Genomic DNA, 26,206 nt, shown 5'->3' with positions numbered 1-26,206 from the left:
ATAATGATTGCAGCTAATTATCTTTCTTCCCCCAATCCACTACTGGCGATCGATAGAATTCTATTCCTGCTGACTCGAAACGAGGCGCATGGGCTGCCAACCTGCTTCGATATTCCTCCCAATTTCTAAGAGACTGCGGTGACCAACCTATCTCGGCATAGCCGGGTAGTCGCGGAAAAACCAAATATTCAATATCCTTCATATTTTCTACGGTCTCGGTCCATAGTGGAGCTTCTACGCCGTAGATCAGTTCTGCTGGTACGGTAGCATTTACAGTATCCGGATCCCAGTTGTAAGCCCGATCCACTTCAATCAGGGCAGCCCAGTCATAGCCAATTCTACTGGTGCTATCGTATTTCATATCCATATAAGCCAGCTTCGCTGGCGAAAGAATAATTCTGTTACCATTTTCCGCAGCTTTGGAGGCATTGCCTGCACTATTCCACTGTTGCACGACAGTTTCCTTTTCTATTTCGCCCTGAGCGATTTCATCCCAACCCATCATGGTTTTGCCATGTTTAGACACGATTTGCTGCACCCGGGAAATGAAATAGATATAATCCTCCTTCTCCGTGGCGTGACTCTCGTCCCCACCGATATGAATATACGGACCAGGCGTGATAGCCTCCAGCTCCTGAATGACAGCATCTACAAACTCATAGGTAGCTTCGCTATCTGTACATAAGGTGCTAAAACCAACTTCGGTACCCGTATATAGCTCTCCGACCTGACCATCGCAGTTCAGCTCTGCATAGGAAGCCAATGCGGCCTGAGTATGACCTGGCAAATCGATTTCGGGAACAATGGTGATGAATCTATCCGCTGCGTATTGCACAATATCCTCATATTGCTTCTGAGTGTAGAAACCACCTGCTCCACCACCTACTTCGGTAGATCCTCCGATGGTTGTGAGTTCAGGTTTAGATTTTATTTCAATCCGCCACCCCTGATCATCTGTAAGATGCAGGTGCAAGACATTAATTTTATAAGCCGCCAGAAAATCGATGTATCGCTTCACATCCTCCACACCAAAAAAATGCCTGGATACATCCAGCATCGAACCTCTGTGTCCATATCGGGGATAATCACGTATCGTACCCGTGGCCAACTCAACCAATTCTTCTGCATTAACTGGAATGAGCTGAAGCAAAGTCTGCAGTCCGTGAAATACGCCATGAGGATGATTGGCCGATATGACGACACCATACTCTGTAATCTCCATTAGATAACCTTCCTCTCCTAGTTCTTCGTCATTAGCACCTAGCGCTAGTTCGATATCAGCCTTTTGATCCATGGCCATCTTCATTCCTGATTGTACTTCTATGAAATAGTCTGCCACACCTTGTAGGGAAGGATCTGAAATTTGAAGGGTAGCCTCCCTGTCTAACAGATAGCGCCCACCAGTACCAGAAATCTCTACTGGGTGAGGAATTAGGTTATGATCGGCAAGGTTAGTGGGTCGTTTGGTTTCGCAACTGGCTAATAATATGATCGCTAAAGCCAAAACAAAGGCATAGGAATACTTCGATTCTAAATTCATAAATTCGATTCGTTTTAATTGTAAGAAAATTAGAACTAGAAGTTTTGGAGTGGAAATGAAATCGAAATACACTTTTGTATTTCGATTTTCAGACTTTAAATATCGCTCATTTAGACGAAAAAAATGAGCGATATCATTTTTTCTAGCAGTGACTCCCCATGATTTCTTATTAACTTTAAGATTCACTCTACCGATCTACAATGACCGCGGGATACTCCTCCACACGTTTGGCCAAGAAGCTTGGCATCAAATCGGCTTTTAAAGTTCATCTTGTCAACGAACCTGAGCACTACCACCGCCTCTTCTCCGACTGGCCAGAGCTGGTGGAGCAAGTAAAGACACCCGAGACGGAGTCACTGGATTTTATTCATGTGTTTTGTAGAGAAGAGAAAGACCTACATGAAGCCGCCAAACAAATACCACTACTCAAGAAAAACGGCTCTATGTGGATCAGCTGGGTAAAGCTCTCTTCTAAACTCCCCTCTTGCTTCAAAGAAAACCACATCCGGGACTTTATGCTAGACGCCGGACTAGTAGACGTAAAAGTAGCCGCCATAGACGCCGACTGGAGCGGGCTCAAGTTTATGTATCGGCTAAAGGATCGCTAGGTGATTTTGGATTCCTTTCAGCAATCAGCTATTATTGTTAAGCAGCTCTTCTGAGAAAAATCAAAGTTTAATATGTATAAAATAAACTCCCCTGAAAATCTGGGTAGTTGAAAGGTAAATAACAAACACTATGTGGTTGTATATACCTGATTTTTAGAAATAAAACATATAGTGGATAATACACATTATGTTAGCCACATGTTATCCATCATAACTAATCAAACAATGTCAGATAAAGAAAAGGAAAATAAAAAACCGAAAATTGAAATTACTTCAGATCTGAAGGAGGTAAGAAGTCAAATCAACGAAAAAATAGTGTCAAAATCAGACCCAAAATCAAAGAAATAGGGAGAAACGTTAAGACTTGAAGAACTTTTGAATTCCTTTTTGTCCTTGTTGCATTATTCGCTTTGTTAAGATCAATTCTATCTTGATAATTATTTATTTGATTCAGAATTAGCAAAACATACTGTTCTTCTGATGTATAATCGTTATCGATGAATTGATTGTCTGATATGATTCTTGGAGTTTCGCCTGCGATACGTATCTCATACGGCTTCAAATTTTTGACTAACATGGTTACGCAATAACCTAGAATAATAATGGCAAATACAGATGAGTTCACAAACACATCATTTGACCAAGCAGAAATACTTTTACTAACAACATATCCCAAAATTAAAGTGGCGAAAGTGAGAGAAATCCCAAGAAGTCTGTCTGTTCTTAAAGAAATCAGTTCTGCTGTTTTTGTTTGCTCTTTTAAGACTAATTCAGATTGTTTCAAATACAGATCTGCAACCTCCTTAGAGACTTTATCCCAATTTTCAATATTATTCTTCCAATTTGACATAATTTCAAATCTACTCAATTTAAGTATTCATTATGATGCCCTTACTTTGAGACATGCAAAAATGCTCAACTCATGAACCGACAAACTATATTAAGAATTTTCGCAGCTTGCGATATACTAACTTTCTTAAGTACGACATCACTTTTAACTAATCTGCTAACCAATAATTTTTCCGGTTTTCTTCCTTTAACAATTGTAACAGGCGCATTACTGATATCATTACCTTTCAGTGCTTATTTTACTTTCCTTCAAACAAGAACGGGATTTATCATTTACTTCTTTCAATTTCTACCTCGCCTAGCATTTGTAGTATTAACTTTTGGCTTTCTAACATATGTAAACACGTTTTTAGGCTTAGACATTGACCAAGAATTAACGTACTTAGCTATGATACTTGAGCTTGTAAGATTGATCTACAGCATACGAAATTATAAAGCATAAAAGATGGATAACATTCTGTATCAATTCATGGCGAGACAGCAGTAATACAAAGGTCTCTGCATTCAGGAAGCCTCGCCATATCTCGGATTAGCTCTATGGAATCAAAAAAGGGATAGCTCAAATAAGAGATTTGGCTATCTTGTAGCCGAAACTTAAACTATATCAAATGCCACGATTGATAGTGTGGCGTTTCTATGGTAAAAACAAGCTGTAGGGCCTTTTTTTAATCCAATTTCTCAATATAAGGTGTTCCTCTTTTGACAACAGCCACGACTCTTTGAAGCAATTTGTTTCTTACCGCATTAAGTGCACTCATTTTACTTTTCCCTTCTTCTGTTTTTCTTAAATAATACTTTCGAAGCTCCTGATGACATTTCACAGCATTCATGGCACACATATGAAGGGTATGTTTAAGCTGCCCGTTGGCAAAACTTGATGTGCCAGGGGCTGAATATACACTAGTCCCACTTCGATACTCGAAGGGCGCAACTCCACAGTAACAGGCCAGTTTCCTACTGTTCAAGAGCCGAGTGAACCCATCGGTATACACGATCAGAGCAATAGCCAAGACCTTGCCTACACTTTTTACTGAGGTGATGAGTTGATACAAGGCTCTTAGGTTTTTATCGATAGTAACCAGCTCTTCCATTTTTGATTCGACCTTCTCCAATGACTTCTTCATTCCAGCGATCGCCTCTCGGCTCACACGTTCTATTTCCTTGCCCGCCTTTTGGTCTACTCTCATCAACTCATTGATGGCTACTGTTTGACTCTGAAGGCTCTTCATTAAGCGTACACGAGTCCTCATCAAGTCTTTGAGTCGGTTTAAAGTAGGATGAGACAGTTTGATAAGTTTGGCCTCTCGTTGATGGTCGAAGGCGAAATGGGCGATGCGTTCAGCATCAATTTTGTCTGTTTTGCCTCTCACAAGCCCCATACTCCTTTTGATATGTAAGGAGGATTCAAGCCAAACTTTACAACCACGTTTGAGCAAATATTTGACGATGTTTCGGGTGTAGATGCCCGTGTGTTCCATGCAGAAAAGAATGTCCTCTCCACAATCATTACCTTGTTGTTTAAGCCATCTTTTCATCTTTTGGAAACCATCAGAATCATTGCTGAATAATGCTGAGCTGATCTTCATCGTTGAGCTACAGATCACCGCCACATCGATACTCATTTTGCTGATATCAACCCCCACGATATGAGGGTAGAAGATTTGTTTAGGGTAGTATTTTCCATAATTTCAATGATAAGTTCGAAACCTTGATGTTAGGGCATCCCGACAAGTCGGAATCCCTGAATATCTATCTAAACATTTAACATGAAAGAGCAGGCCCCGAATCGCCCGATAAGTCTCGAAACCTGGTTAGCGCGGGACGCGCAGTCGTAGTTCTGGCCACCTCTTTTTGCTATTAAAATTAAGACCTTTATCTCTTTGAATAATTATAGATAGGAAAGCTAAAGGTTACCATGAATTGCCGAATATCGAACGAACTGCTAGATTTTTCGTAATTTTGTAATATGAGTAGAGAAGAAGTCAGAACTGCAATCAATGATCTTTTAAGTAACACGCCTGAACAAGGCTTACTTGAAGTATTGGCATATCTTAAATCTTTACAAGGCAAAGCTGAGCAGGACATAGCAACAGCAAATAACCTTAGAACAATTCTTCAGGAAGATTCTGAACTTCTTAAGCGTTTAGCTCAGTGATATCGCTTGAAAAAGCACTTGAAATTCATTCTATATTAATCGAGCAATTTGGTGGAGGTAATGGTTTACGTGACTCTGAACTACTTGAGTCAGCATTAGGAAAGCCATATCAATCTTTCGATAACCAGGAACTTTACCAAACTCCAATAGAAAAAGCAGCAGCAATTATGGAGAGTATTGTTAAAAATCATCCTTTTGTCGATGGAAACAAACGAACTGGTTACGTTCTTGGCAGACTACTCTTGATGAACAGCGGAATGGACATTCATGCGTCGGAAGATGAAAAATACGAATTTGTAATCAAAATCTCTGAAGGCCGAATCGACTATGATGAAATCAAAGGTTGGCTGAATGAAAAATCATGCTAACATGGTCTTCCATGAATAACACTGCAAGTCTAGGATGGCCTTAGTTTTTCCCTTCTCTCGGGTCCTAGGTTAAACGTAGCGTTCCTAGGGTCTTCTAAAGGACGCTACTAGCAACAGGGTGGGATTGGAATCTCCACCACAAGCTTTATATTTAAATCAAGGTCGGGCCATGTAGGCATGGCTATGAGTGAAACGAAAGGTTAATGCTCCCGAAAACTATCGGGACTAATCCCCATGCAGCATAGCTGATTGTTGTACACAATTACAATAAAATGGAAACTCAACAGTACATTAAAAAAGGTCAAGGTGAAAATTATAATTACTCGCAAGATCATTGCTTTGTTAAACTTTCCTCGAGAGATACAAATGGTGAATTATGCTTAATAGAAGACACCTTAAAGCCAGGATTTCATCTAGAACGGCATCATCATAAAACTATGACTGAGGTATTTTATATGCTAGAAGGTAAAATGGAACTTGTTTTTGATGATGAAACAATAGTCTTAAATGAAGGTGATACCATTACAGTTCCTCCTAATGTATGGCATGAAGCTTTCTGCGAGCACGGAGGTAAAATGCTCACAATATTTAAAAATGGACAATTTGATATCTTTTTAGAAGAACTATCGAAAATGACCGAAGAGGATTTCGCCAATAAAGAACTGATGAAGTCTGTCTCAAACAAATTTGATATCTACGAAGAATAAGACAGGCTTAATAATTAATACACTAAAAATTGTTGAATACCTGTCGTAGGTGAAGCGAATCTACCCTAGAATCTACCTTTGAAAAAGGGCCGGCTGATATATTTATCAAAGATTTGTAATTCTGCTCTCAATCGAGCGGACGCTCTAAATGATTTGAGTCTTAGCTGACAATACAGCCAGAGGATATAATTGTTTGGCAGCCCTTCTTAGAGTGGGCAAACCACAATAATACCTGGAAAGTTGTATGGCATATAACTATCCTGCCGCAATCGTTTATTTTTATATTGGAGGGATTTACGACAAAAGTGCCGTTATTTACTAGTAATCAATTACTAAAAAGAAAACATGAAATTAAATCACATCCACATAGTCCTGCTGCTAGGAGCCATTGGAATTACTTCTTGTAGCCAGAATTCATCCCAGAAAGAAAAACCGGCAGAAACTGAAACTGCAATTCCTAACATGGAAATGACAACAGAAATTCCTGATGGAATTAAAAGTCCCAATACAATAACCTCAGAACAACTCGGTGAACTCACCTTTTTTGACGGTGTGCCTACGCCAAAAACAGAAGCGCAAGTCTATGACTACATAGATTTAGTGAATGCTGTTGATGCTTATACCAAAGGAATCCATATCGCTTCCATGGAAGCGATGAAGAAAGGCATTTTATCTTTTGGACCCGCTAACACAACAGCCTTGATATTCGAAGAGTTAATGGATTCCAAAGCCTTATTTCTTACGGCCAACACAACCTCTGTTTACATGATGTCTTGGTTGCAACTTGGAGATGAGCCTATGGTAATTGAAACTCCTCCAGATGTATTAGGTATCATAGATGATCATTATTTTAAATACGTAGCGGATTTTGGAAGGCTGGGACCAGATAAGGCCCAGGGAGGCAAGTTTTTGATCCTTCCTCCTGCCTATGAAGGAGATATTCCAGAAGGCTATTTTGTCTCTAAAGCCAATACTTATGGACATTGGGTGATCTGGCGAGGTTTTCAAAAAGATGGAGATCCACAGCCGGCTGTTGTAGCAACCAAAAACACCTTTAAAATCTATCCACTTTCACAAAAAGACAATCCCCCTTCAATGAATTTTGTGAACGTTTCTGGAAAAGAGTTTAACACCATTCATAAAATGGATGAGCGTATTTATGATGAAATAAATGATGTTATACAGTCTGAACCAGCTGCAGGGGAAAATGCGGAAATATTGGGAACATTAGCAGCCATAGGTATTAAAAAAGGAGAAGAATTCCAGCCAGATTCAAGAATGCAAGGCATACTCAAAGAGGCTTCCAAATTAGGTAGCGCCATTGTGAGAACACAAATGGCTAAACCTCGAAGTGAATACCTATATAAATTCCCTGGCACCCAATGGTTAAATCCTTTGGCTTATAAAAGCTATTTATTTGAGCATGAAGGAGCAAGATTGTTAGATGCACGAAGTGCCTTCCACTTTTATGCCACTGGTATTACACCAGCGATGTCAATGAAGATTATTGGCAAGGGTTCTCAATATTCAATCGCTTATTCAGATGTGAATGGAAATACTTTTGACGGTAGTAAAACATACAAATTCAATGTACCTGCTAATCCACCCATGAAAGATTTTTGGTCTTTTACCATATATGACAATCAGACCCGTTCTATGCTTCAGACCGATCAGCAGTTTCCTGGAATTGATAATAACAAGAAAGGTTTGATTCAAAATGCAGATGGCAGTTGGGACATATATGTCGGACCAGCAGCACCAAAAGGATTTGAGAATAACTGGATTCAAACCATACCTGGAAAAGGATGGAATACCATTTTTAGGCTTTACGGACCGCTAGAGCCTTGGTTCGCAGGAGAATGGTACCCGTCTGATGCAGTAGAAGTAAAATAAAAATTTGCTATAAACGTATAAAGGGCATTAAAACGCCCTTTATACTATTTGGCTATTCTGCCTCCATAAAGGCAAGTACTTCTATAACTACGTGTAATTTTCACCACACCCTACTCTAGCCTTAGCTTAAGCTAATCGATCCTAGGATTTATCTTGGAAAACGGCCCGGTTGTTATATTTATCAAAGATTTTCAACTCTGCTCTTGATCGAGCGGACGCTCCAACCAGAGGGTTAGAAACACTTTCTTTCACTAAAAACCAAAACACAGGCATAAATTTGAATGTCCAGATGTACGGTTTTCGATTTTTTGGGGTGTTGTAGCATCAGTCATAAAATGTATACTTTATGGAAGCATTGCCTAAGCTACTGATCAATCTAAATGTTGTATTCTTTACCGCGATATTAGGAGCTGCCCTGATTCAGAAGGGCAAGTTTCATCAGAAATTTACTTTCTTGGGTTGGTATTTTTTTAGTTGGGGTTTTTACGTCATCTCAAACCTCCTTACTACCCTTCAGAATAGCGACATCCTATGGATTCGCAACTTTACTTTTCAAGGCATGTGGTTTTGGGGCCCACTAATTTATCTATTCACAGTAGCCAATTCAAATGTTGAAATTTCGGCTCAAAGACTGAAAAGGATCATATATCCCGCCATTGTTCTTTCTATCCTCTGTGTATTCATTGAGTTCGCTTTTGTAGAATGGTTGAATCAACACTGGAAGCCCTATTTTCAAGCCATTATGGTGTATCAGCTATATTATATCTGGAAAGCCATTGTTTGCTTTAGAGGGCATCGATCTTCAGAGGGAATGCGCTTATGGGAGTCCCTGCTTATATATGGGTGCCTGGCTGTAGTGGTCATTCGAATTGTCATTACCATCCTGCTTTACTTTGAGCCCATAGGTGATTGGGCATACATGGTTTTTTTCAGTATAATCAGCAGTTCAGTTATTAGTTATTTAGCTTTTGTTCTGATATTAACTGTAGGCAAATCAGCTCATTTTCCAAAAAATAGAAGCAATCGATCGGACAATGATCCAGCATATAAACAAATACTCAATGAGATAGACAGCTTTATGCAAAATGCCAAATTGTTTAAAAAATCGGATTTGAGTATCAATTCACTTGGAGATTTGACTAATCATAAGCCCTATTTGATCTCCAAAGCGATAAACACTGTAAATCAGAAGACCTTTTTTGAGTATGTGAATGACTACCGAATAAATTATGTCTTGGAAGAGTTGAATGAGCAAAACCCTGCCAAGCACACCATCGAACAAATCATGTACTCAGCCGGGTTTAATTCCAGATCGTCTTTCTATACAGAATTTAAGAAACGCACGGGGGTGACACCCCTCAAGTACCAAAAACTCGTGTGTTAACTTTAGTATTCAATAAGAAAGTAAAGTCTGTTTGCATCGCGCAAATCGTTCCATTGACCTGCCGTACCTAACGGCCAATCGGTAAGAGCCAATCCCAGGCCATCTTGGTTGTCGTTAAAATCATCAGGTTCATCACCCCAATTGTTGTATAATCCTCCAACAACAGATCCGTCTGCTAACCCAGCCCAAAACTGGGCACCACTGCCATCATCATTTCCATCCCATTTCCATTCACCTTCTTCATTGATATCATTTCCACCTATCCAAACATAGGAGGCTCCCCCACCATCACTTGCTGTGGTTCTTGTTAGAGTTATACCAGCGTTATTTGAAACTTCTGAAAATATCCCTCTTTGCTCTTCATCTGAATTAATTTCAGCTAAATAGCCCCCTTTTTCCTTTGCATAAGCGGCAGCATCTTTCCATGACATCTTCTCCAGAACCACCTCGTATTCCGTATCATTGTACGTAAAAGAATAACTTTCTAAAGTTGAAGTTCCATCATCTTGTGGTTCGTTCTCTTCGTCGTCGGAGCAAGAAATCATGGCCATTAACATGGCCATCGTAATGAGTCGTAAATTGTTCATATTCATAATAGTTATAGTTTTTTTGAACAATTTTAGGCTCACGGGAGCGTGTATCAGTTCGTTTTTAGAAACTCGAACAAATAAATTTCATCTGTTTTACAGCACATAACCTGGAGGATGTCAAATGCTGAATTCCATCCAGCCATATCTAGATAGCAGTCACTCCTAAAAATGACCCATTGAATATAAAACCAGCCGGATTGATAACATTCCTAAGCTTGAAAACATGATAGCTACGACTAGCTATATTCGAACAACTCGCTCAATTGCAGCAAGTGATATAAAATGCATCCATTAAATAAGCTAACCTCTACTTCCCCATGAATGCAGTAATCATTGACAAATTCAAGATTCACTTTACCCAAATGAAATTTGATAATCCAGATGCCCTAAACGAAATCTATGCAGATCAAATCATTTTTAAAGATCCAATTCATGAAATAGAAGGGATCAAAGATCTTAAGGCATACTTTGATAAGCTTAATAGCAATCTGATAGAAGGTTCCTTTCAGTTTACCGATGATACATTAGTAGAGGATAAAGCCTACTTAAGCTAGAAAATGCAAGTACTACTGAAAAGACCAAAAAAAGTATCGTGGCCTCTGGAACATCTGTACTTACCTTCGAAGAAAAAGTGATTCATCAAAGATGATTACTTTGATGCTGGAGAGATGTTTTACAAACATATCCCACTTCTATTAAGTATCCTCCGATCGCTGAAAAAGAAAATAGCCAATTAACGAACTTTCTTACTGCACCTCCCAAAGTCTGGCGGTGCGATCACTCGATCCAGTAAGAATTTTTCTACCATCAGGAGTAAAGGCCACATCATTAATTTGGCCTTTATGTTTGGTGTATCTGCGAAGTTCTTTGCCGTTGAGTGTCCACAGGATAGCAGTATGGTCTGCGGAGGCGGTTACTACCTTTTGTCCGTCTGGAGAGAAAGCCACGGCATTGACAGGTTTGGTATGGCCAATGAGTTTTTTGTTTTTTCGATCTTTTAATCTCCAAATCCTTGCTGTTTTATCTCTCGACCCGGTAATGATAAACTTGCCATCTGGAGAAAATGCCACTGAGGTTACCCAGTGTATGTGCCCCGAAAACTCTGCCACCATATTTCCATTCATATCCCACATCCGAGCTGTGTGATCATTGGAAGCGGTAAGAATATGCTTGCCGTTGGGTGAGAAAGCTACGGCATTGACCCACTCTGTGTGTCCTTGAAAGGATTGTATAAAAGTGCCATCCAGTTTATACAATCTCGCAGTTTTGTCGAATGAGGCAGTAGCTAAATATTCTCCATCAGGAGAGAAGGCCACATCACTGATATGAAAGGAATGTCCATTGAACTCTCCAATCATTCGTCCATTCACGTCATAAAGTTTGGCTGTCTTGTCCCATGAGCCTGTAGCCATCCGATTGCCATTCGGTGAAAATACAACTGAAGTTAGCCAATCCGTATGGCCTTTGAGTTCTTCTATCAGATTCCCATTCAAATCCCAAAGCCAGGCTGTATTGTCCCAGCCTTTGGTGAGAATACGTCGGCCATTGGGTGCTACCGCTACACTCAACACTTCCTTTGGTGCAGAGAAGGTTTTTAGTAAAAAAGAGCGCTCGACTGGCTTTGCTTTGGCTACAGCTTTTGGTCTGGTGCGCTCAGTGATAATTTTTTCTGCTTCGCTCGCAAACTTGCCATTGGGTGAAAGCCTCAAATAGACCTTATAGCTCACCACCGTATTCTCTTCACTAGCCTCTTGCCAGGCCTCCTCATCTTTAAGCTCGGCTATTCTGGCGAAGGCTGCATCTTTATAAGTTCCTTTTGGGTTTTCTTGAATATAGGCTTCCAGCACTGCCACCGAATTAGCAATTAAAGCTTTCTCCCAACTTTCCGCTTCGTGTAAACTATCCACTTTGAACTCAGCAGTTCGGACATGTTTGCCTTCAGGATAGAGCATTAGATATTCTTTATACCCCTCGTTTTTGTTTTCATTCAGGAACTTTGTCCAATCTCTCGACTCCTGAGTTTTGTTTTGATACTGAATAGACAAAATAAAAGTACTCCATACCACTAAGAGCATAATAGAAACGAACGTGACCAAATTCCTAAATATCTTATCTCTAGTCTTTTGAGGAGGGTGGCCAATCAGGTCATAAATATCACCCAATAGAATTCGGATATTCTTATCCGCAGCGTCCCCGTTCCAATGCGATAGATTAGTATAGGTAGCTGACGGTAAGGCGTGGGTTTTCTGTACTTCATCGTAGGTCAGAGAAACCAGGTTATTCTTCTTTATCCCTAATTGGGCTTGCTCCAATATAGTTTCGTTGCTGATTGCATTCGGAGACCAAAGTACAATGATGCAATCCGCCCCTTTCAATGCAGATTGAATTTGAGAGTCAAAATGTTCGTCGTCAGCAATGGCAGACTCCCACCATACAGACCAGCCAAACTCATCGAGTACCTCTGCCAATTGGCGAGCTCGGCGTTTGTCTTCTGGAATATAGCTAATGAATATTTCGCTCAAGGTCAAGAAGTTGTATTCTAAAATTGAATATAAAGATTAATTGGGATAATTACTGAGCAATTTAGCACCTGAGGGCAAAACAAATAAATATTATCCCCTATCTTTTCAATAGAATAACACCAAATTTTACCACAAGACATGCGACTTACCTTTGCTCTTTGTTTGCTCTCTTCACTACTTGTACGATGTGCAGAAAAAACTACCTTTTGCAAGATTGAAACCTCACTGGGAATAATCGAAGTAGAACTCTATCCAGAAAAAGCTCCTCAGACAGTAGCCAACTTTTTGAAATATGTAGATGCAGGATTGTATTCAAATTCCAGTTTTTTTCGTACCTGTACACCAGCCAATGAAGCCGGGCGTGACGTGCGAATAGAAGTGATACAAGGTGGAGATATTCCTCCAGAAAAGGAAATGGAACCCATTGAGATTGAAACCACCAAACAGACAGGCTTGCTGCATAAAGATGGCACATTATCCATGGCCCGTGATACGCCCAACTCAGCTACTTGCAGCTTTTTTGTATGCATTGGAGACCAGCCAGCACTGGATTACAATGGTCCCCGAAACCCAGACGGCTACGGTTTTGCAGCATTTGGTCAAGTGACGAAAGGCATGGATGTAGTGAAAAAGATACAAGGAAAGGAAGAGGAAGGTCAGTATCTAATCGAACCCGTACAGATTATTAGCATCACAAGATTTGATTGATTGTATCAATATTTTTCAAGGATATTAAGCACTTCTTACATTTCTAACCTCCACTTTTAAGGAATATTCAAATACTATGATCAAACCAATAGACATTCTCAGTGCCAAAGAGAGAATTGCGCCCTATATCAGACAGACGCCAGTTGAACTCTCACGACCGCTGCAAAAAGAACTTGGGTTAGACGTACACTTCAAACTAGAAAACTTACAAGTGTCCGGCAGTTTCAAACCGAGAGGTGGGTTTAATAAAATACTCAAACATTCATCAAGTGAATTTGTTGCTCCTACCGCCGGTGGGCATGGCGTGGGATTGTCTTATGCAGCCAGCCAGTTGGGAGCCAAAGTGCATATCCTTATGCCTAAATCTGCAGACAGTGATCGAATCAAGGACATTGAAGCCAATGGCGCTACTATCCAGTTTTTTGATAATGTACCTGAAGCTCGAGCGAAAGCCAGAGAGCTCGAAGCAGCTAAAAACTATGTTTTTGTATCTGCTTTCAATGATACGGAAATGGTAGAAGGCGGCGGAACCATAGCCGTGGAATTGCTGGAACAGCTTCCCAGTATGGATTGTTTAGTCTGTGGCGTGGGTGGCGGTGGATATATCGCAGGTATGGGCATATTGCTGAAAGCCATCAATCCGAATATAAAAATCTATGGTGTACAACAAGAAAATGCTCCTTTTCTAGCCGAATGGTATAAACACAAAACATACCCAAAACAGCTGAATATGAAGCCATCGATAGCTGAGGGCATAGGTGCTGAAGTGGAGTCTGACTCTATCACCTGGCCTTACATAGAAAATTTAGTAGATGATTTCTTTGTCGTAAGTGAAGATGAGATTCGAGAGAGCTTACTTTGGTTGCTCAAGGAGCACAAACACTATGTAGAACCATCTGCGGTTGTTGGTCTGGCTGCCATCAGGAAACATGTCGATCTCTTCAAAAAATTCAATTCAATTTGTACAATCATTACGGGAAGAAACATGTCATTCGAGAAGTTTCAATCCATATTGACTGAGTAGTGTACTTCAGATTGTTCATTGATTCGTTGTGCGGCAAACTCAGGAGTAATGTCGCGTTGAGGATTACCTAACATTTCGTAACCTACCATAAATTTTTTCACCGTTGCAGATCGTAACAATGGTGGGTAAAAAGTCATGTGCCATTGCCACTCTTCGTGTGGCTCTCCATCATAAGGTGCCTGATGGATACCGGCAGAATATGGAAATGAAGTTTCAAACAGATTATCGTATTTGATAGCCAGATAGCGATAAGCTTCAGCCAATGCGGCCCGTTCTTCTTCACTCATTTCGGTTATTCTTGCCATTTTCCGCTTTGGAATGATCATGGCCTCATAGGGCCAAACGGCCCAGAATGGTACCAATACTACCATATGATCATTTTCGAAAATGATTCTTTCCTTTTGCTTTTTTTCTTGAGCCAAATATTCTAACAACAAATTGCTTCCCTCTTTTTCAAAGTGAGCTAATTGCTGCACTTGTTTTTTGGCTGGTTCTACCGGCACGGATTCCTGCGCCCAGATTTGCCCATGTGGGTGAGGGTTAGAACAACCCATCACGGCACCTTTGTTCTCAAAGATTTGAATGTGATTGATATAATCTAAGGAACCTATTTCTTGACATTGATCGATCCATAGGTCAACCACTTTTTTAATTTGATTGGTTTCCATTTCGGGAATAGTCAAATCATGACGAGGAGAAAAACAGATCACCTTGCAAACACCTCTTTCGCTTTTGGATTGCATCAAGCCATTTTCTTCACCGCCGGATGGAATGTCTGATTGCAAGGCTGCAAAATCATTGGTAAAAACATACACATCCTTGTAGTCTGGATTGAGCTTGCCTCCTATTCTTTCATTGGTCGGGCACAGATAACATGTATCATCATACTTAGGTCGTCGATCCATGGACAACTTTTCTACCTGCCCTTGCCATGGTCGTTTAGACCGATGTGGTGAAACCTGCACCCATTCGCCTGTCATTATATTCAATCGCCTGTGCGAATGATCATTTGCATTAAATTTCATTTGATCTTTTATTTATGTCGTCCCACTCCGTCACCAATCGCTACACGATATACTTTGGCATCAATTCCAGTAGACTTTTTATAGCTACTTACCACTTGCTCAATGACATCATCCACTTGTTCTTTTCTAATCAAGTTGATGGTACATCCTCCAAATCCACCGCCCATCATACGACCGCCTATAAAGCCATCGCAGCTCATGGCAATTTCAATGAGCAGGTCAAGTTCACTGCAGCTCACTTCATAATCTTTGCTTAATCCATTGTGGGTTTCTAGCATGATCTGTCCCACTTTTTCTATCTCACCAGCAAGCAAAGCCTCACATACTTCTTCTACTCTAGTATTTTCTTCGATTACATACTTTGATCTACGAAAAACCACTTCATCGATTGAGGATTTAGCATGAGCCAAGTCTTCCAATGTAGCATCTCGAAGGGACTTGATAGCTGCATTAAATTGTTGAAGGATTTGCACTCCTTCTTCACATTGGTTTCGGCGTATGTTGTATTGGGAATCTGCGAGGTTATGCTTCACATTGGAATCAAAAAGCACCAAATCGTATGCCTTAAAATCTACAGGATAATATTCGTATTCGAGACTTTTGCAATCCAGTTTTACTACATGACCGTCCCGACCCATACAGCTGGCAAACTGATCCATGATACCACACTTCACACCAGCGAATTTGTGCTCTGCAGATTGACCGATTTTAGCCAATTCCATTTTCTCTACACCAATCCCAAACAGGTCAATCAATGCCTCTCCGAAACCACATTCTAATGCTGCGGACGATGACAATCCCGATCCTATCGGTATATCACTCGTGAACATTAGGTTGAATCCTTCTAATTCATGACCTGCTTGCTGTAGTTGGTCAATGACCCCTAAAAAGTAATTCACCCAACCCTGACCCACAGGAGTCAAGGACTCATCAATACTAAAAGAGTAAGACTCATCTAAATCCACTGAAATAAGTTTCGAGCGATCTGATCCACTCTTCTGGATAAACACATAAACAGCTAAATCAATAGCCGCTGGCAAAACAAACCCATCATTGTAGTCGGTGTGTTCTCCGATGATATTGATTCGACCAGGTGCCCGAAATACCTCGGGCTCGATACCAAAGATTTCAATAAATGTATTTTTAACGTCGGCTATATTTCGTGACATGATTGCAAATTATATTAAACGTAAATTTAACGTTTATAAATCAAATAGCAACCGTATTCAATACATTTATTAATTTAGCGAGAAACCACAGATCAATGACTGAAGAAAGCACCTCCACCTATATTGTTGCGCAGCCCATACTTGTAGCCGTGGATAACGTAATTTTCGGATTTGATACTGAAGAGGAAAAACTGAAGGTGCTGCTATTCAAAAGGAAAATTGAACCATTTTCAGGTCAATGGTCTTTGGTTGGGAGTTTTATTCAACCTCATGAATCAGCTGTCATCGCTGCGTCAAGAATTCTCACAGATTTTACGGGATTAAAAAGCGTTTATCTCGAACAATTGCACGCTTATAGCGCTATAGATCGAGATCCGGGTGATCGTGTCATTTCTATTGCCTATTACAGCCTTATTCAACTTCATAAGCATCGAAAGGACTTAGTGGCCACCCATGATGCCGGATGGTTCGAAATCAATAACATCCCTGAAGTAGTCGTGGATCACAACCACATTATCACGGATGCTTTGATCAAACTACAAGAAAATGCCAGAAGAAAGCCGGTAGGTTTCAATCTATTACCTTCTAAATTCACTCTTCCACAGTTGTTCAAACTATATCAGGAAATTTATCAGAAGGAAATAGATGACAGAAATTTTCGTAAGAAAATTCTCGCTACAGGCTTACTGGAAAAGCTTGCCACAAAAGACAAGACAGCCTCTAAAAAAGGAGCTTTTCACTATAAGTTCAATAAAACAAAGTATCAGGAATTGGAAACCAATGGATATGATATTCTATTCCATTGAAAACGTCATCAATTGACCACTCTATTGACCACTGCTACTAAATCTTCAGAAGTAAATGGTTTTACAATATATTCAGACGCACCCAGATCAATTCCTTCATTGATCACTGACTGCTGACCTACTGCGCTCACCATAATGACTTTTGAACTGACCCCTTGATCTTTGAATACTTTCAAAATATCCGTTCCTATCATATCAGGAAGAATATTATCTAGCGTAATTAAGTCAGGGGAAAGTTCCAAGGCCAAATCAATAGCTGTCTCGCCATTAGGCGCTTCGCCTACTATTTCGAAACCTTCAGACTTTAGTGTATCTTTTATCAATGTACGCATGTACATTGAATCATCCACTATTAATACTTTTTTGCTCATCGCTTTATAGTTTGATTTTCTTTTTCTTATAAATTCTGGTCTTCACATCAAAAACCTCAAATAGTGCCTTACCAGAGTCTGGCATGATATCATAATAGCCTATGACCAAAAAACCGTCGTCATTTAGGCTCTTATGAAAAAGCTCAAGTACTTGAAGTTTGAGTTTTTCATCGAAATAAATCATTACATTTCGACAGAAGATAATATCGTGTTTGGTATTCATGCCGTCATGAACCAAATTATGTCGCTCGAAAGTGACATGACTCTGGTAGGCCGGCTTTATGGTGGCGTGAAACTCATTGAAATTGAAGAAATCGGCCATCTTTCTATTTGGGTAAAAAGAAAGAAATGGTTTTAGATATTGCTCCAATATAATTAATGAATAATCACCTGCCTTTGCTTTTTTTAGTGCTCTGTCACTCAGGTCAGTGGCTATGGCCTTCGTCTTTTGCAGCATGCCTTTTTCCTCAAGTACAATTGCCATGGTATAGACTTCTTCGCCCGTAGAACAGCCTGCATGCCAAATATTCAGTCTTGGTTTGGTTTTATAATGATCAAGGATTTTATCCTTGATGATTAACCAAGCGTCCGGGTTTCTAAAAAGCTCTGTTAGATTGACCAGCAAGTCATCAATACCTCGTTCGAAGAACTCTTTGTCTTTAATGATTTTAGCCCACAGTTCGAGCATTGAACCCATCTTGTGCTTCATCATTAGACGTACGATACTCCTTTTCAAGGATTTTTTTTCATAATTAGTGAAATCCAATCCATACCTGTTTTTCAAGGCTTGCATCAACGCATCTAGTTCTTCATCTGATATGCTATCTATCACTATTGCTGTGGTTTACGTACCATTTAATTCATTGATTATGTCAACTCTTTGGCAAGCACGTCTTCTGCGTTGTCTTTGACTTTGTCTATAAAATTTTCTTGAAGCAGCCATACAAATTCTGGCTGAACATCCAGGTCAGGGATACCAAAAACTGCTCTAAACTCTACTTTTGAATTGTATACCACGGTCTCTGCTTTGATATATTTGTTTACTTCTTCGGCTTGCATCACGTGCAATGAAGGCACGTTTCCGTAAATTTCCAAATCAAGGAAATTAGCCAACTGAGTCACTACCGCACCAGCTACCATATTATCAATCTCCGTCAGAAACTCAAGTTTCATCAAGCGTGTCTCTGGATTGTTATTCATCAATACCTCTTCAGGCAATCCAGCACTTTGAATTTTTTTCACTTCTTCTTCTGAGAAGATTAAATGACATAATCCTTTGATATCTCCTACCAGCTCAGTTTTAAGCAAATGAACCTTTCCTGTTGTTTTTGTGCAATACTGAGGTACATCACCTATCTGATCCAGAGGAGCATCTATGCTTTTGAGGTTTGCCTCAGTGCCTAATATGCTTCGAAATGCAAGTGCCGCCTTAGATAATCCAAAATCTAGTAGCTTATTGGTAGCGCTGCTTTCTCTTTCTGACAAATTATTAAACATGGTATATGAGTTTATATCTAGTTTTCGCTTTCTATGGTTTTTTGAGCTAACGTTTTGAACATTAGATCCGAAATAGTGGTCACATCGATCACGAGGCAAACCTTCCCATTTCCTAAAATTGTGGTACCACTCAATAGTTTGGTTTTTTCCAGTGGACGTACCATCGATTTTTCTATTATTTCTTTTTGTTGGAGCAATCGATCCACGACAACTCCAAGCAGTTTTCCTGCATAGGAAAGAACAATAACATCCAATTTAGCATCATCTTCTACTTCTTCAAATGACTGATGCAATACGCCTTCCTTATGGCAATCAGCTAAATTCTCTAAATTGACAATATCTTTTAAAAATATGATTGGAATAGTCTGATCAAGATATTGTGCCATCAAACCATCCGTAATCAGATGTATTTCACTTTTTGCTAATGAAATCACAGCTTCGGTATAAGATAAGGCTACCGCATATTCTTGCTCCTCTAAGGCAAATAACAGTGCTCCCTTCAGCGCCATGGAAGAAGGAAGATTTAGCTTGATCGTGGTACCCATACCTACTTCGGTATCTACGTTGATCTGACCTCCAATGGACTCTGCCGCCTTTTTAACCACATCCATACCTACCCCTCGGCCAGAGATTTCTGTGATCTTTTCAGCATTTGAGAACCCGGGTTCGAAGATGTACATGATGACTTCCTCATCTGATAGGTGTTGCGCCAATTCTTTGCTGGCCAATCCTTTCTCTACAATTTTTTTCCTGATGATATTGGCATCAATACCATTACCATCATCTCCGACTTCGATTACAACATTGTCTTTTTCATAATGGGCACTTAATATAATGGTGCCCTTATCAGGTTTGCCTTTAGCTTTTCTTACTTCACTTTTCTCGATCCCATGACTTACCGCATTTCTCACCAAGTGAATCATGGCATCACTCATAATTTTGAGGATGTTTCTATCTATTTCACATTCAGTACCTTGAAGAACTAACCCTACATTTTTGTTTTCGATAGAAGCAACATCTCGTACGATTCTATGGAATTTATTGAACAAAAAACCTACAGTTACCATTCTTGCGTTCATTACGCCGTATTGCAAGTCAGAAGTAATTCGCTGCAAACCTTCAAATTCTGACGTTCGTTTACCGTCTACACTATTGAGTGTAATCAATCGATCTCTTTCTATAATAAGTTGCCCCACCATAGTCATCAATTCATCCATTTTTTTGACTGGAATCTGAATCACATCTGTAAAAGTGATTTCAGACTTTACGGCTTGCGGATTTTTGGATGTGTCTCCAGTTGGCACCAACACTTCATCCTGTGAACTGTCAATTTCTTCTTTTTGTTCTTCTTTGGCTACCTCCTTTGGTGTAGGCTTTTCGGCTGCTGGCTCATTAGTTTGTCCACCTTCCTTTTGGTAAGCTTTTAATTCAGCTACTTTCTGGTGTTTCTCCAGCAGAACGAAGAGTTTTGTTTTGATACCTAAATAAGAGACCCGCTGACCGGTTTTCAACGCATCAATCAAGGCCCCCAATTTGTCATTAGCTTTAAAAAGGCTATCAAAAAGGTCCTTGTTCAATGACATAGTGCCTTGCTGGACCGATCCCATTACATCCTCCATCACATGAGTAAGGGCAGCGATATCATCGAATCCCATACCCATGGCATTACCCTTTAGTGTATGTACGATTCTAAAAATTGAATTAATAGCATTGAAATCTGTGTGATCGTTTTCAAGATCAGTAAACAGACGATTCAGCTCTTCAAAATTCTCCAGCGCTTCGGCATGAAAGAGTTCTTTATATTCTTCTTCTTTCGACTTCAACTTTACTTTTTTATAAACTACTGACTATAAAACTCCCTATCTCTTTAATATCGATTGACTTGTCAATCGCACCACATTGCACCGCTGCTTTCGGCATTCCATAAATAATGCTCGATTTTTCATTTTGTGCAATGGTATAACCACCGGCCTCTTTAATGGCCTTCATTCCTTCTACACCATCTTTACCCATTCCGGTGAGAATTACACCCAAGGTTCTTGCCCCGTAAGCTTTCGCTGCTGAAAGCATAATTGAATTAATAGATGGATTATTATATTCTTTGTACTGCTGATCTGTGAAATCGACCTTGCACCTTTTCCCTTTCCGGGTCAATACCATGTTGGCATTGCCAGGAGCGATGATCACATTGCCTGCTGTGGGCTCCATATTTTTAGTTCCCACCACGACATTCAGCGGACTCAACTTATTCAATCGCTTAACGAACGGTGCTATAAAATTGGTAGGCATATGTTGACCAATCACTACCGGAACATTGAGGTTGGAAGGTAGCGAAACAATTATTTCCTCTAATGCACTCGGGCCACCCGTAGAAGCACCAATCACGATCAGATCAAATCTTCCGTTATCATCGAAAGTGTGTTGATGTGTGTTTTTGTTGTTAGGCTTAACCGCCATAGGCTTAGCCCTAGTTACGCTTCTGATTTTTTGAATAAGCTCGGTCTCGATCAATCGCATTTTAGCATTTCCTCGAGATGGTTTATTCAGATAATCCACTGCACCTTCTTGTAGCGCATCAAATATTGGTTGTAGGTTAGTATTGCCAACCGAACTCAAAATGAGAATCGGCAAGGGGTCATTTTTCATGATATTTTTGACCGCATAGATCCCATCATACTCCCCCATGTTCATATCGAGAAGAAGTACATCTGGTTTAAGCTCTTTCACTTTCGCCACAGCATCTTTACCATCCACAGCAGCTCCAACCACATGCAATCCTTCATTTTCAGATAATATATCTGAGATGAGTAGGCGCATAAAGCCTGAATCGTCCGCTATGAGCACTCTTGTATCTTTCATTCTAGTTGCCGTCTTCTACCGACTCTGCAATCATTCTTACTTCGTCACTTTCAATTAATTCAATTATGTCCAAAAGGATAATCATCCCTTCTTCTTGCTTGATGAGTCCTTTGATGAAAGTCTCATCTAATACTGTATTGCTCATGATTCCTGATGAGCTTTCAATGATGTCACCTTGTACTTTCAGGGTAGTTGGAACTTCATTGACCAATATCCCGACTTTGAATCGTTCATTTTTTATAACTAGTGCAAAAGTCTTTTCGACAGTTTCTTCTGATTTGAACAATTCAAATTTTTCTTCCAAATCCATAATCACCATGACAGAGCCTCTGATATTGGCTACGCCTTTCATGAATTTTGGTGCTTTAGGCAGTTTTGAAATGGAAGGCGCTGGGACAATTTCTTTTACTTTATCAATTTCAAGTGCATATCTCTCTCCTCCAAGCTTAAAAACAATCAATTGAACGCTCTGGCCACGAAGGTTCAAAATATCCTGGTCGTATTTCGCTTTGAGTCTTTTTCTCTCTTCCATTTCTTCCTTGGTCAGGAAATTAGCCGGCAAAACTCTTTTGGCTTTAGATAGTATCGGGCTGTCCGAAGTTTCCTGATCTATCACTGGTGTTTTCGCCTCTTCAACCACTGGTTGTTCAACCACAGGAGTCTTCACTACCTTATCTATCACTGCAGCCTTTTTTGTCGGTTTAGGCGCACTCTTTTTTGCTGGCTTTTTAGCCACTTTTTTCTTGGCCTTCACAGCTTTTGATTCCTTCTTTGGTTTGGAAGGGATCAGCTTATCTTTCTTAACATTCTTACCTAAAGCCATTAGCTATCAATCGTTTGTTATCACTTTGATTTCAATATTTCATTCGCAAAATCCATATAGTCTTTTGCTCCGTTAGAAGTGGGCGCATAGCTTATTAAGCTTTTGCCAAAAGAAGGCGCCTCACTTGCTCTCACATTTGTTCTGATGCGAGAATTAAATATTTTAAAATTGTAATTCTCTTCTATATGTTCATAGATTTCTCTACTCAATTTTCTTCTGCTATCTACCATCACAGGTAACAGTCCTAAAATTTCCAAATCTTCATTCAGTACTTCTTTGATCTGATTGATCGTAGAAATGATTTGATCAAGGCCCTGGAGACTTAGAACTTCCATTTGCAATGGTACAATCACCCATTTGGCCGTATTCAATGCATTTATAGTCAATAAAGAAAGAGATGGAGGACAATCAATTAATATATAATCATACCCTTTGGTATTCGCCAGGATATTTTTCAAAATAGACTCTCTTGCCAATTCTCCTGCAATATTGATCTCTACATCAGCCAGATCGATCTCCGCCGGAGCAACATCCAATCCCTCTGCAGAAACCAAAACATCCTTAAAATCAGCCTCACCCATGATCACCTGACCGATGGATTTCTCTATTTCCAAAATGCCTAGCGAATAGCTCAAATTGCCTTGGGCATCCAAATCGACCAAAAGCACTTTTTTTCCCTTTTTAGCTAAAGCGCAGCCTAGATTCACCGTGGTAGTGGTTTTACCAGTTCCGCCTTTTTGGTTCACTATAGCAATTATTTTAGTCATTAGATGAGCTGGTTAAATGATTACCTTCTTTCAGTGCAAATTTGCTTATACCGCTTTTTAGCTCCTCAGCTACTTTAGCCAATTGTTGTGATTTCTCCGTATATCCCATCATTCCTGATGACAACTCAGTCGCTGAACTTGCCACTTCTTCGGTACCTGCGGCAGTTTGTTCCGCAATAACCACTACATTTTCAGTGATGGCTACCACTGCATTAATATCCTTGACTTGTAGCTTTGTAGCTTCTAAAATTTCTTGTGAATGACGGAATGTCCTATCCGATGTATCTGATATTTCTTTGAATACCTCCGAAGCTTCTTTAGAAGCCTGCTCACCATTTTTCACACTTTCACTCATGATGGCAATGACTTTAGCTGCTTCTGTAGTATCTGCTTGCACATCATTGACTAGTTTCTCGATTTCTTTAGCGGAGTTTCTTGAATCTTCTGCCAATTTTCGGATTTCCTCCGCTACTACTGCAAACCCACGACCTGCATCACCAGCTTGAGCTGCTTCTATGGCTGCATTCAAGGCTAATAAGTTGGTTTGTGAAGCTATTTCCGTAATCACACTGAGTACTCTTGTAATCTCGGCAGAGCGCTCGGTAAGCACTTGAATCGAGTGATGTGTCTTGGTAGAATATTCAGAGATATCAACCATGTTGAATACCACTTTATTGACCATATCCATACCTTTTTCACTACTAGCCACACCTAGTTTAGCTGCTTCGTTAATGGTCTCGGCCCGATCTCCCATTTCGTTGGAAGACCGAAGAATTCCTTCTACCAGATTAGACGACTCGTCCACTTTGGTCACTTGAGTCTGAGCTCCATTACTCATTTCAGAAATTGCCGAAGCGATTTCCTTGGTATTGGTGTTCATTTCTTCACTTACCACACTCATTTCTGCAGATGACTCATCAACAAAATTGGCGTTCTTTGAAATGCTTTCGAGTAGTTCGGTCAAGCTATTCAATGCCTTATTCAGATTACCCGACAGTCTAGCCATGTCACCTGAAGCTTCTTCATCAAAACGCTGAGTCAAATCACCTTCTGCCATGGCATTAACGATAGCATTCACACGCATCACTGGAGTGGAAACTGATTGCAAGAGGTTGTTGACTGATTCACTTAAATCTTTCCACCCGCCTTGAAGATCACCCGTATCAATCCTTGCGCTGAGGTTACCGGCATCACCAGCCTCTACGACAACTTCCTTTACTTCGTCTAGCACATTTTTCAAGCTATCGCGCATCTTCAGTAAAGAATGACCTAGAATATCTTGCTCACTTGCTACATTAAAACTTGAGTCCAGGTTTCCTTCACCTATTTCTTTAGAAAACTCAGCTTTCTTACTCAACTCATCCACCAATACATTGACCGAATTTGCCATTTCTCCAAGCTCATCAGTTGAATTAATTTCCAATTTCTTGCCTTGATTTAGTTCACCCAATGCTAGGTCCTTTAATAAGTCATTAGATTTTTCAATGGAGGAGGTGATGTGATTAGAAATCTTTAGAATTACCACAAATAATATGACCAGACCTACTATACCTACCAGAATTGTAATGAATAAAGTTTTGTTAAAAGAAGATGTAATTTCTGATACCGGAACAATGGTACCCGCCCACCAGGCACGCTCCGTCTTACCCAATAAAATAGGAGAAAAAGATACATATACATCTTTTCCATAATCCTGATCAAAAATGGTAAATGAGAACATCTCTCCTTCTCCAATTTTGTCCATGATATCAAATTCTAGATCCTGAACAAAGCCTAAGGATGCCAATGGCGCATTGAATAATGTAGAATCTTTGTGAGATATAATGACTCCACCAGCAGAAACAAGAAATGCGAATCCATTTTCATAGAATTCTATTTCTGACATAGAACTAAAGTCGCTTAGAGACAAATCTGCTCCTATACAACCAACGAAAACATCATCTACCATTAATGGTATAACTGTAGAGGCACCTAAAATGGAATCACGCTCACTCTCTGCTTTGCTATAATCATAATCGGCATACAAATAAGGCTCGGACAATTCTTCTTCTTTGCTCAGTTTCAAATTATGATATACACTGCCTATATCATCTCCATTTGTATTGGCTAATTCAGAAGAAGACCGTAATTCACCATCTCTTACATAAAAGTTCTTTCTTTCCCTGCCATAGGGCAAAGTCCAGGTAGGGTCTATGGCACTTAACTCCCAACTCATGAATATAGCAGCGTATTTCGGATTGGCCAATAAAGCAGAACTCATGAGTTCTCTTCTTACTTCATCTCTTTTCTCCTTTGGTTCGTAAACAAATTTCTCCAATGCATCACCAATGGTCCGAGCAATAGCCAAATCCTCATTCAATCTTGCTTTTATTTCATTCGCTTTTGCACTGGCATAGGTATCCGCCAGCAGCTTAGCTTCACTGACCGCTTTTTCTTTAAGGCTAAATCCAATGTAACCCAAAGTAACTAGGTAAATCACTACTGTGACACCTAGAATGAATAGCATCATTTTTTTCCTTACTGTAATATTCTCAACCATTA

Annotated in this window: 25 protein-coding genes; 10 read left to right on the top strand and 15 right to left on the bottom strand. The window is 39.9% G+C overall.

Annotation, left to right across the window (positions count from 1 at the left end):
* Positions 1-13 precede the first annotated feature (13 nt).
* Positions 14-1,540, bottom strand: a complete 1,527-nt coding sequence (locus ACOQO5_RS17785) for a beta-N-acetylhexosaminidase (protein ID WP_420583035.1) — start codon at positions 1,538-1,540, stop codon at positions 14-16.
* Positions 1,541-1,740: 200 nt separating this feature from the next.
* Here ACOQO5_RS17785 and ACOQO5_RS17780 point away from each other — a divergent pair, with 200 nt between their 5' ends.
* The gene (locus tag ACOQO5_RS17780; protein ID WP_420583034.1) at positions 1,741-2,148 is read left to right on the top strand and encodes a DUF3052 domain-containing protein; all 408 of its coding nucleotides are present in this window, start codon (positions 1,741-1,743) and stop codon (positions 2,146-2,148) included.
* 301 nt (positions 2,149-2,449) lie between these two features.
* Here the strand turns inward: ACOQO5_RS17780 and ACOQO5_RS17775 are convergent, their stop codons facing one another.
* Both ACOQO5_RS17775 and ACOQO5_RS17770 read right to left on the bottom strand, forming a co-directional pair.
* Positions 2,450-2,998, bottom strand: a complete 549-nt coding sequence (locus ACOQO5_RS17775; protein WP_420583033.1) for a hypothetical protein — start codon at positions 2,996-2,998, stop codon at positions 2,450-2,452.
* 664 nt (positions 2,999-3,662) lie between these two features.
* On the bottom strand, positions 3,663-4,640 hold the full coding sequence (locus ACOQO5_RS17770) for an IS110 family transposase (protein ID WP_420583032.1): 978 nt from the start codon (positions 4,638-4,640) through the stop codon (positions 3,663-3,665).
* Positions 4,641-4,963: 323 nt separating this feature from the next.
* Between ACOQO5_RS17770 and ACOQO5_RS17765 the strand changes: the two genes are divergently transcribed.
* The 5 genes from ACOQO5_RS17765 to ACOQO5_RS17745 all read left to right on the top strand — a co-directional run bounded on the left by ACOQO5_RS17765 (position 4,964) and on the right by ACOQO5_RS17745 (position 9,504).
* Complete coding sequence (locus ACOQO5_RS17765; protein WP_420583031.1) at positions 4,964-5,152, top strand: hypothetical protein; 189 nt, start codon at positions 4,964-4,966, stop codon at positions 5,150-5,152.
* Positions 5,149-5,520 carry a type II toxin-antitoxin system death-on-curing family toxin gene (locus ACOQO5_RS17760; RefSeq protein WP_420583030.1) on the top strand — a complete coding sequence of 124 codons (372 nt, stop codon included), beginning with the start codon at positions 5,149-5,151 and terminating at the stop codon, positions 5,518-5,520. The genes ACOQO5_RS17765 and ACOQO5_RS17760 overlap by 4 nt, the downstream gene beginning before the upstream one ends.
* Before the next feature lie 272 nt (positions 5,521-5,792).
* Positions 5,793-6,227 carry a cupin domain-containing protein gene (locus ACOQO5_RS17755; protein WP_420583029.1) on the top strand — a complete coding sequence of 145 codons (435 nt, stop codon included), beginning with the start codon at positions 5,793-5,795 and terminating at the stop codon, positions 6,225-6,227.
* Between the two features lie 345 nt (positions 6,228-6,572).
* Positions 6,573-8,120, top strand: a complete 1,548-nt coding sequence (locus tag ACOQO5_RS17750; protein ID WP_420583028.1) for a DUF1254 domain-containing protein — start codon at positions 6,573-6,575, stop codon at positions 8,118-8,120.
* A gap of 346 nt (positions 8,121-8,466) precedes the next feature.
* On the top strand, positions 8,467-9,504 hold the full coding sequence (locus ACOQO5_RS17745) for a helix-turn-helix domain-containing protein (RefSeq protein ID WP_420583027.1): 1,038 nt from the start codon (positions 8,467-8,469) through the stop codon (positions 9,502-9,504).
* Positions 9,505-9,506: 2 nt separating this feature from the next.
* Here the strand turns inward: ACOQO5_RS17745 and ACOQO5_RS17740 are convergent, their stop codons facing one another.
* Entirely contained in the window at positions 9,507-10,091 is a 585-nt protein-coding gene (locus ACOQO5_RS17740; RefSeq protein WP_420583026.1) for a lectin-like protein, read from the bottom strand.
* A gap of 320 nt (positions 10,092-10,411) precedes the next feature.
* On the opposite strand from ACOQO5_RS17740, the gene ACOQO5_RS17735 reads away from it, so the two are divergent.
* Complete coding sequence (locus ACOQO5_RS17735) at positions 10,412-10,648, top strand: nuclear transport factor 2 family protein (protein ID WP_420583025.1); 237 nt, start codon at positions 10,412-10,414, stop codon at positions 10,646-10,648.
* A 192-nt stretch (positions 10,649-10,840) separates the two neighbouring features.
* Here the strand turns inward: ACOQO5_RS17735 and ACOQO5_RS17730 are convergent, their stop codons facing one another.
* Positions 10,841-12,616, bottom strand: coding sequence for a toll/interleukin-1 receptor domain-containing protein (locus ACOQO5_RS17730; RefSeq protein ID WP_420583024.1), 1,776 nt, complete (start codon positions 12,614-12,616; stop codon positions 10,841-10,843).
* Between the two features lie 138 nt (positions 12,617-12,754).
* Between ACOQO5_RS17730 and ACOQO5_RS17725 the strand changes: the two genes are divergently transcribed.
* Positions 12,755-13,324 (top strand): peptidylprolyl isomerase, encoded by a 570-nt coding sequence (locus ACOQO5_RS17725; protein ID WP_420583023.1) that lies wholly within the window; start codon positions 12,755-12,757, stop codon positions 13,322-13,324.
* A gap of 76 nt (positions 13,325-13,400) precedes the next feature.
* Positions 13,401-14,348 carry a threonine ammonia-lyase gene (locus ACOQO5_RS17720; RefSeq protein WP_420583022.1) on the top strand — a complete coding sequence of 316 codons (948 nt, stop codon included), beginning with the start codon at positions 13,401-13,403 and terminating at the stop codon, positions 14,346-14,348.
* On the opposite strand, the gene ACOQO5_RS17715 is transcribed toward ACOQO5_RS17720, so the two are convergent.
* Entirely contained in the window at positions 14,327-15,373 is a 1,047-nt protein-coding gene (locus ACOQO5_RS17715) for a UDP-glucose--hexose-1-phosphate uridylyltransferase (RefSeq protein ID WP_420583021.1), read from the bottom strand. The two genes, ACOQO5_RS17720 and ACOQO5_RS17715, sit on opposite strands and share 22 nt — an antisense overlap.
* An 8-nt stretch (positions 15,374-15,381) precedes the next feature.
* Entirely contained in the window at positions 15,382-16,542 is a 1,161-nt protein-coding gene (locus ACOQO5_RS17710; RefSeq protein ID WP_420583020.1) for a galactokinase, read from the bottom strand.
* A gap of 95 nt (positions 16,543-16,637) precedes the next feature.
* Between ACOQO5_RS17710 and ACOQO5_RS17705 the strand changes: the two genes are divergently transcribed.
* Positions 16,638-17,348 carry an NUDIX hydrolase gene (locus tag ACOQO5_RS17705; protein ID WP_420583019.1) on the top strand — a complete coding sequence of 237 codons (711 nt, stop codon included), beginning with the start codon at positions 16,638-16,640 and terminating at the stop codon, positions 17,346-17,348.
* Between the two features lie 8 nt (positions 17,349-17,356).
* On the opposite strand, the gene ACOQO5_RS17700 is transcribed toward ACOQO5_RS17705, so the two are convergent.
* The 8 genes from ACOQO5_RS17700 to ACOQO5_RS17665 are packed head-to-tail and all read right to left on the bottom strand — an operon-like array spanning position 17,357 to position 26,204.
* The gene (locus ACOQO5_RS17700) at positions 17,357-17,719 is read right to left on the bottom strand and encodes a response regulator (RefSeq protein WP_420583018.1); all 363 of its coding nucleotides are present in this window, start codon (positions 17,717-17,719) and stop codon (positions 17,357-17,359) included.
* Positions 17,720-17,723: 4 nt separating this feature from the next.
* Complete coding sequence (locus tag ACOQO5_RS17695) at positions 17,724-18,551, bottom strand: CheR family methyltransferase (RefSeq protein WP_420583017.1); 828 nt, start codon at positions 18,549-18,551, stop codon at positions 17,724-17,726.
* A 35-nt stretch (positions 18,552-18,586) separates the two neighbouring features.
* On the bottom strand, positions 18,587-19,216 hold the full coding sequence (locus ACOQO5_RS17690) for a chemotaxis protein CheC (RefSeq protein WP_420583016.1): 630 nt from the start codon (positions 19,214-19,216) through the stop codon (positions 18,587-18,589).
* Between the two features lie 17 nt (positions 19,217-19,233).
* Positions 19,234-21,039, bottom strand: coding sequence for a chemotaxis protein CheA (locus ACOQO5_RS17685; RefSeq protein ID WP_420583015.1), 1,806 nt, complete (start codon positions 21,037-21,039; stop codon positions 19,234-19,236).
* Between the two features lie 10 nt (positions 21,040-21,049).
* Positions 21,050-22,075, bottom strand: coding sequence for a chemotaxis-specific protein-glutamate methyltransferase CheB (cheB, locus tag ACOQO5_RS17680; protein ID WP_420583014.1), 1,026 nt, complete (start codon positions 22,073-22,075; stop codon positions 21,050-21,052).
* 1 nt (position 22,076) lies between these two features.
* Complete coding sequence (locus ACOQO5_RS17675; RefSeq protein WP_420583013.1) at positions 22,077-22,898, bottom strand: chemotaxis protein CheW; 822 nt, start codon at positions 22,896-22,898, stop codon at positions 22,077-22,079.
* A 20-nt stretch (positions 22,899-22,918) separates the two neighbouring features.
* Positions 22,919-23,665 carry a ParA family protein gene (locus ACOQO5_RS17670; RefSeq protein ID WP_420583012.1) on the bottom strand — a complete coding sequence of 249 codons (747 nt, stop codon included), beginning with the start codon at positions 23,663-23,665 and terminating at the stop codon, positions 22,919-22,921.
* On the bottom strand, positions 23,658-26,204 hold the full coding sequence (locus ACOQO5_RS17665) for a methyl-accepting chemotaxis protein (RefSeq protein WP_420583011.1): 2,547 nt from the start codon (positions 26,202-26,204) through the stop codon (positions 23,658-23,660). Before ACOQO5_RS17665 ends, ACOQO5_RS17670 begins: the two co-directional genes overlap by 8 nt.
* Positions 26,205-26,206 lie beyond the last annotated feature (2 nt).

This window comes from Reichenbachiella sp. (assembly GCF_965223055.1).
Lineage (GTDB): Bacteria > Bacteroidota > Bacteroidia > Cytophagales > Cyclobacteriaceae > Reichenbachiella.
The sequence above is the reverse complement of the archived record's forward strand: the minus strand, read 5'-3'. Positions and strand labels throughout refer to the sequence as shown.

Bases quoted from the DNA above. Each gene is read 5' to 3' on its own strand.
- ACOQO5_RS17785 (WP_420583035.1), bottom strand. From the start codon at position 1,540: ATGAATTTAGAATCGAAGTATTCCTATGCCTTTGTTTTGGCTTTAGCG.
- ACOQO5_RS17780 (WP_420583034.1), top strand. From the start codon at position 1,741: ATGACCGCGGGATACTCCTCCACACGTTTGGCCAAGAAGCTTGGCATC.
- ACOQO5_RS17775 (WP_420583033.1), bottom strand. From the start codon at position 2,998: ATGTCAAATTGGAAGAATAATATTGAAAATTGGGATAAAGTCTCTAAG.
- ACOQO5_RS17765 (WP_420583031.1), top strand. From the start codon at position 4,964: ATGAGTAGAGAAGAAGTCAGAACTGCAATCAATGATCTTTTAAGTAAC.
- ACOQO5_RS17755 (WP_420583029.1), top strand. From the start codon at position 5,793: ATGGAAACTCAACAGTACATTAAAAAAGGTCAAGGTGAAAATTATAAT.
- ACOQO5_RS17750 (WP_420583028.1), top strand. From the start codon at position 6,573: ATGAAATTAAATCACATCCACATAGTCCTGCTGCTAGGAGCCATTGGA.
- ACOQO5_RS17745 (WP_420583027.1), top strand. From the start codon at position 8,467: ATGGAAGCATTGCCTAAGCTACTGATCAATCTAAATGTTGTATTCTTT.
- ACOQO5_RS17740 (WP_420583026.1), bottom strand. From the start codon at position 10,091: ATGAACAATTTACGACTCATTACGATGGCCATGTTAATGGCCATGATT.
- ACOQO5_RS17735 (WP_420583025.1), top strand. From the start codon at position 10,412: ATGAATGCAGTAATCATTGACAAATTCAAGATTCACTTTACCCAAATG.
- ACOQO5_RS17725 (WP_420583023.1), top strand. From the start codon at position 12,755: ATGCGACTTACCTTTGCTCTTTGTTTGCTCTCTTCACTACTTGTACGA.
- ACOQO5_RS17720 (WP_420583022.1), top strand. From the start codon at position 13,401: ATGATCAAACCAATAGACATTCTCAGTGCCAAAGAGAGAATTGCGCCC.
- ACOQO5_RS17715 (WP_420583021.1), bottom strand. From the start codon at position 15,373: ATGAAATTTAATGCAAATGATCATTCGCACAGGCGATTGAATATAATG.
- ACOQO5_RS17710 (WP_420583020.1), bottom strand. From the start codon at position 16,542: ATGTCACGAAATATAGCCGACGTTAAAAATACATTTATTGAAATCTTT.
- ACOQO5_RS17705 (WP_420583019.1), top strand. From the start codon at position 16,638: ATGACTGAAGAAAGCACCTCCACCTATATTGTTGCGCAGCCCATACTT.
- ACOQO5_RS17700 (WP_420583018.1), bottom strand. From the start codon at position 17,719: ATGAGCAAAAAAGTATTAATAGTGGATGATTCAATGTACATGCGTACA.
- ACOQO5_RS17690 (WP_420583016.1), bottom strand. From the start codon at position 19,216: ATGTTTAATAATTTGTCAGAAAGAGAAAGCAGCGCTACCAATAAGCTA.
- cheB (WP_420583014.1), bottom strand. From the start codon at position 22,075: ATGAAAGATACAAGAGTGCTCATAGCGGACGATTCAGGCTTTATGCGC.
- ACOQO5_RS17675 (WP_420583013.1), bottom strand. From the start codon at position 22,898: ATGGCTTTAGGTAAGAATGTTAAGAAAGATAAGCTGATCCCTTCCAAA.
- ACOQO5_RS17670 (WP_420583012.1), bottom strand. From the start codon at position 23,665: ATGACTAAAATAATTGCTATAGTGAACCAAAAAGGCGGAACTGGTAAA.
- ACOQO5_RS17665 (WP_420583011.1), bottom strand. From the start codon at position 26,204: ATGGTTGAGAATATTACAGTAAGGAAAAAAATGATGCTATTCATTCTA.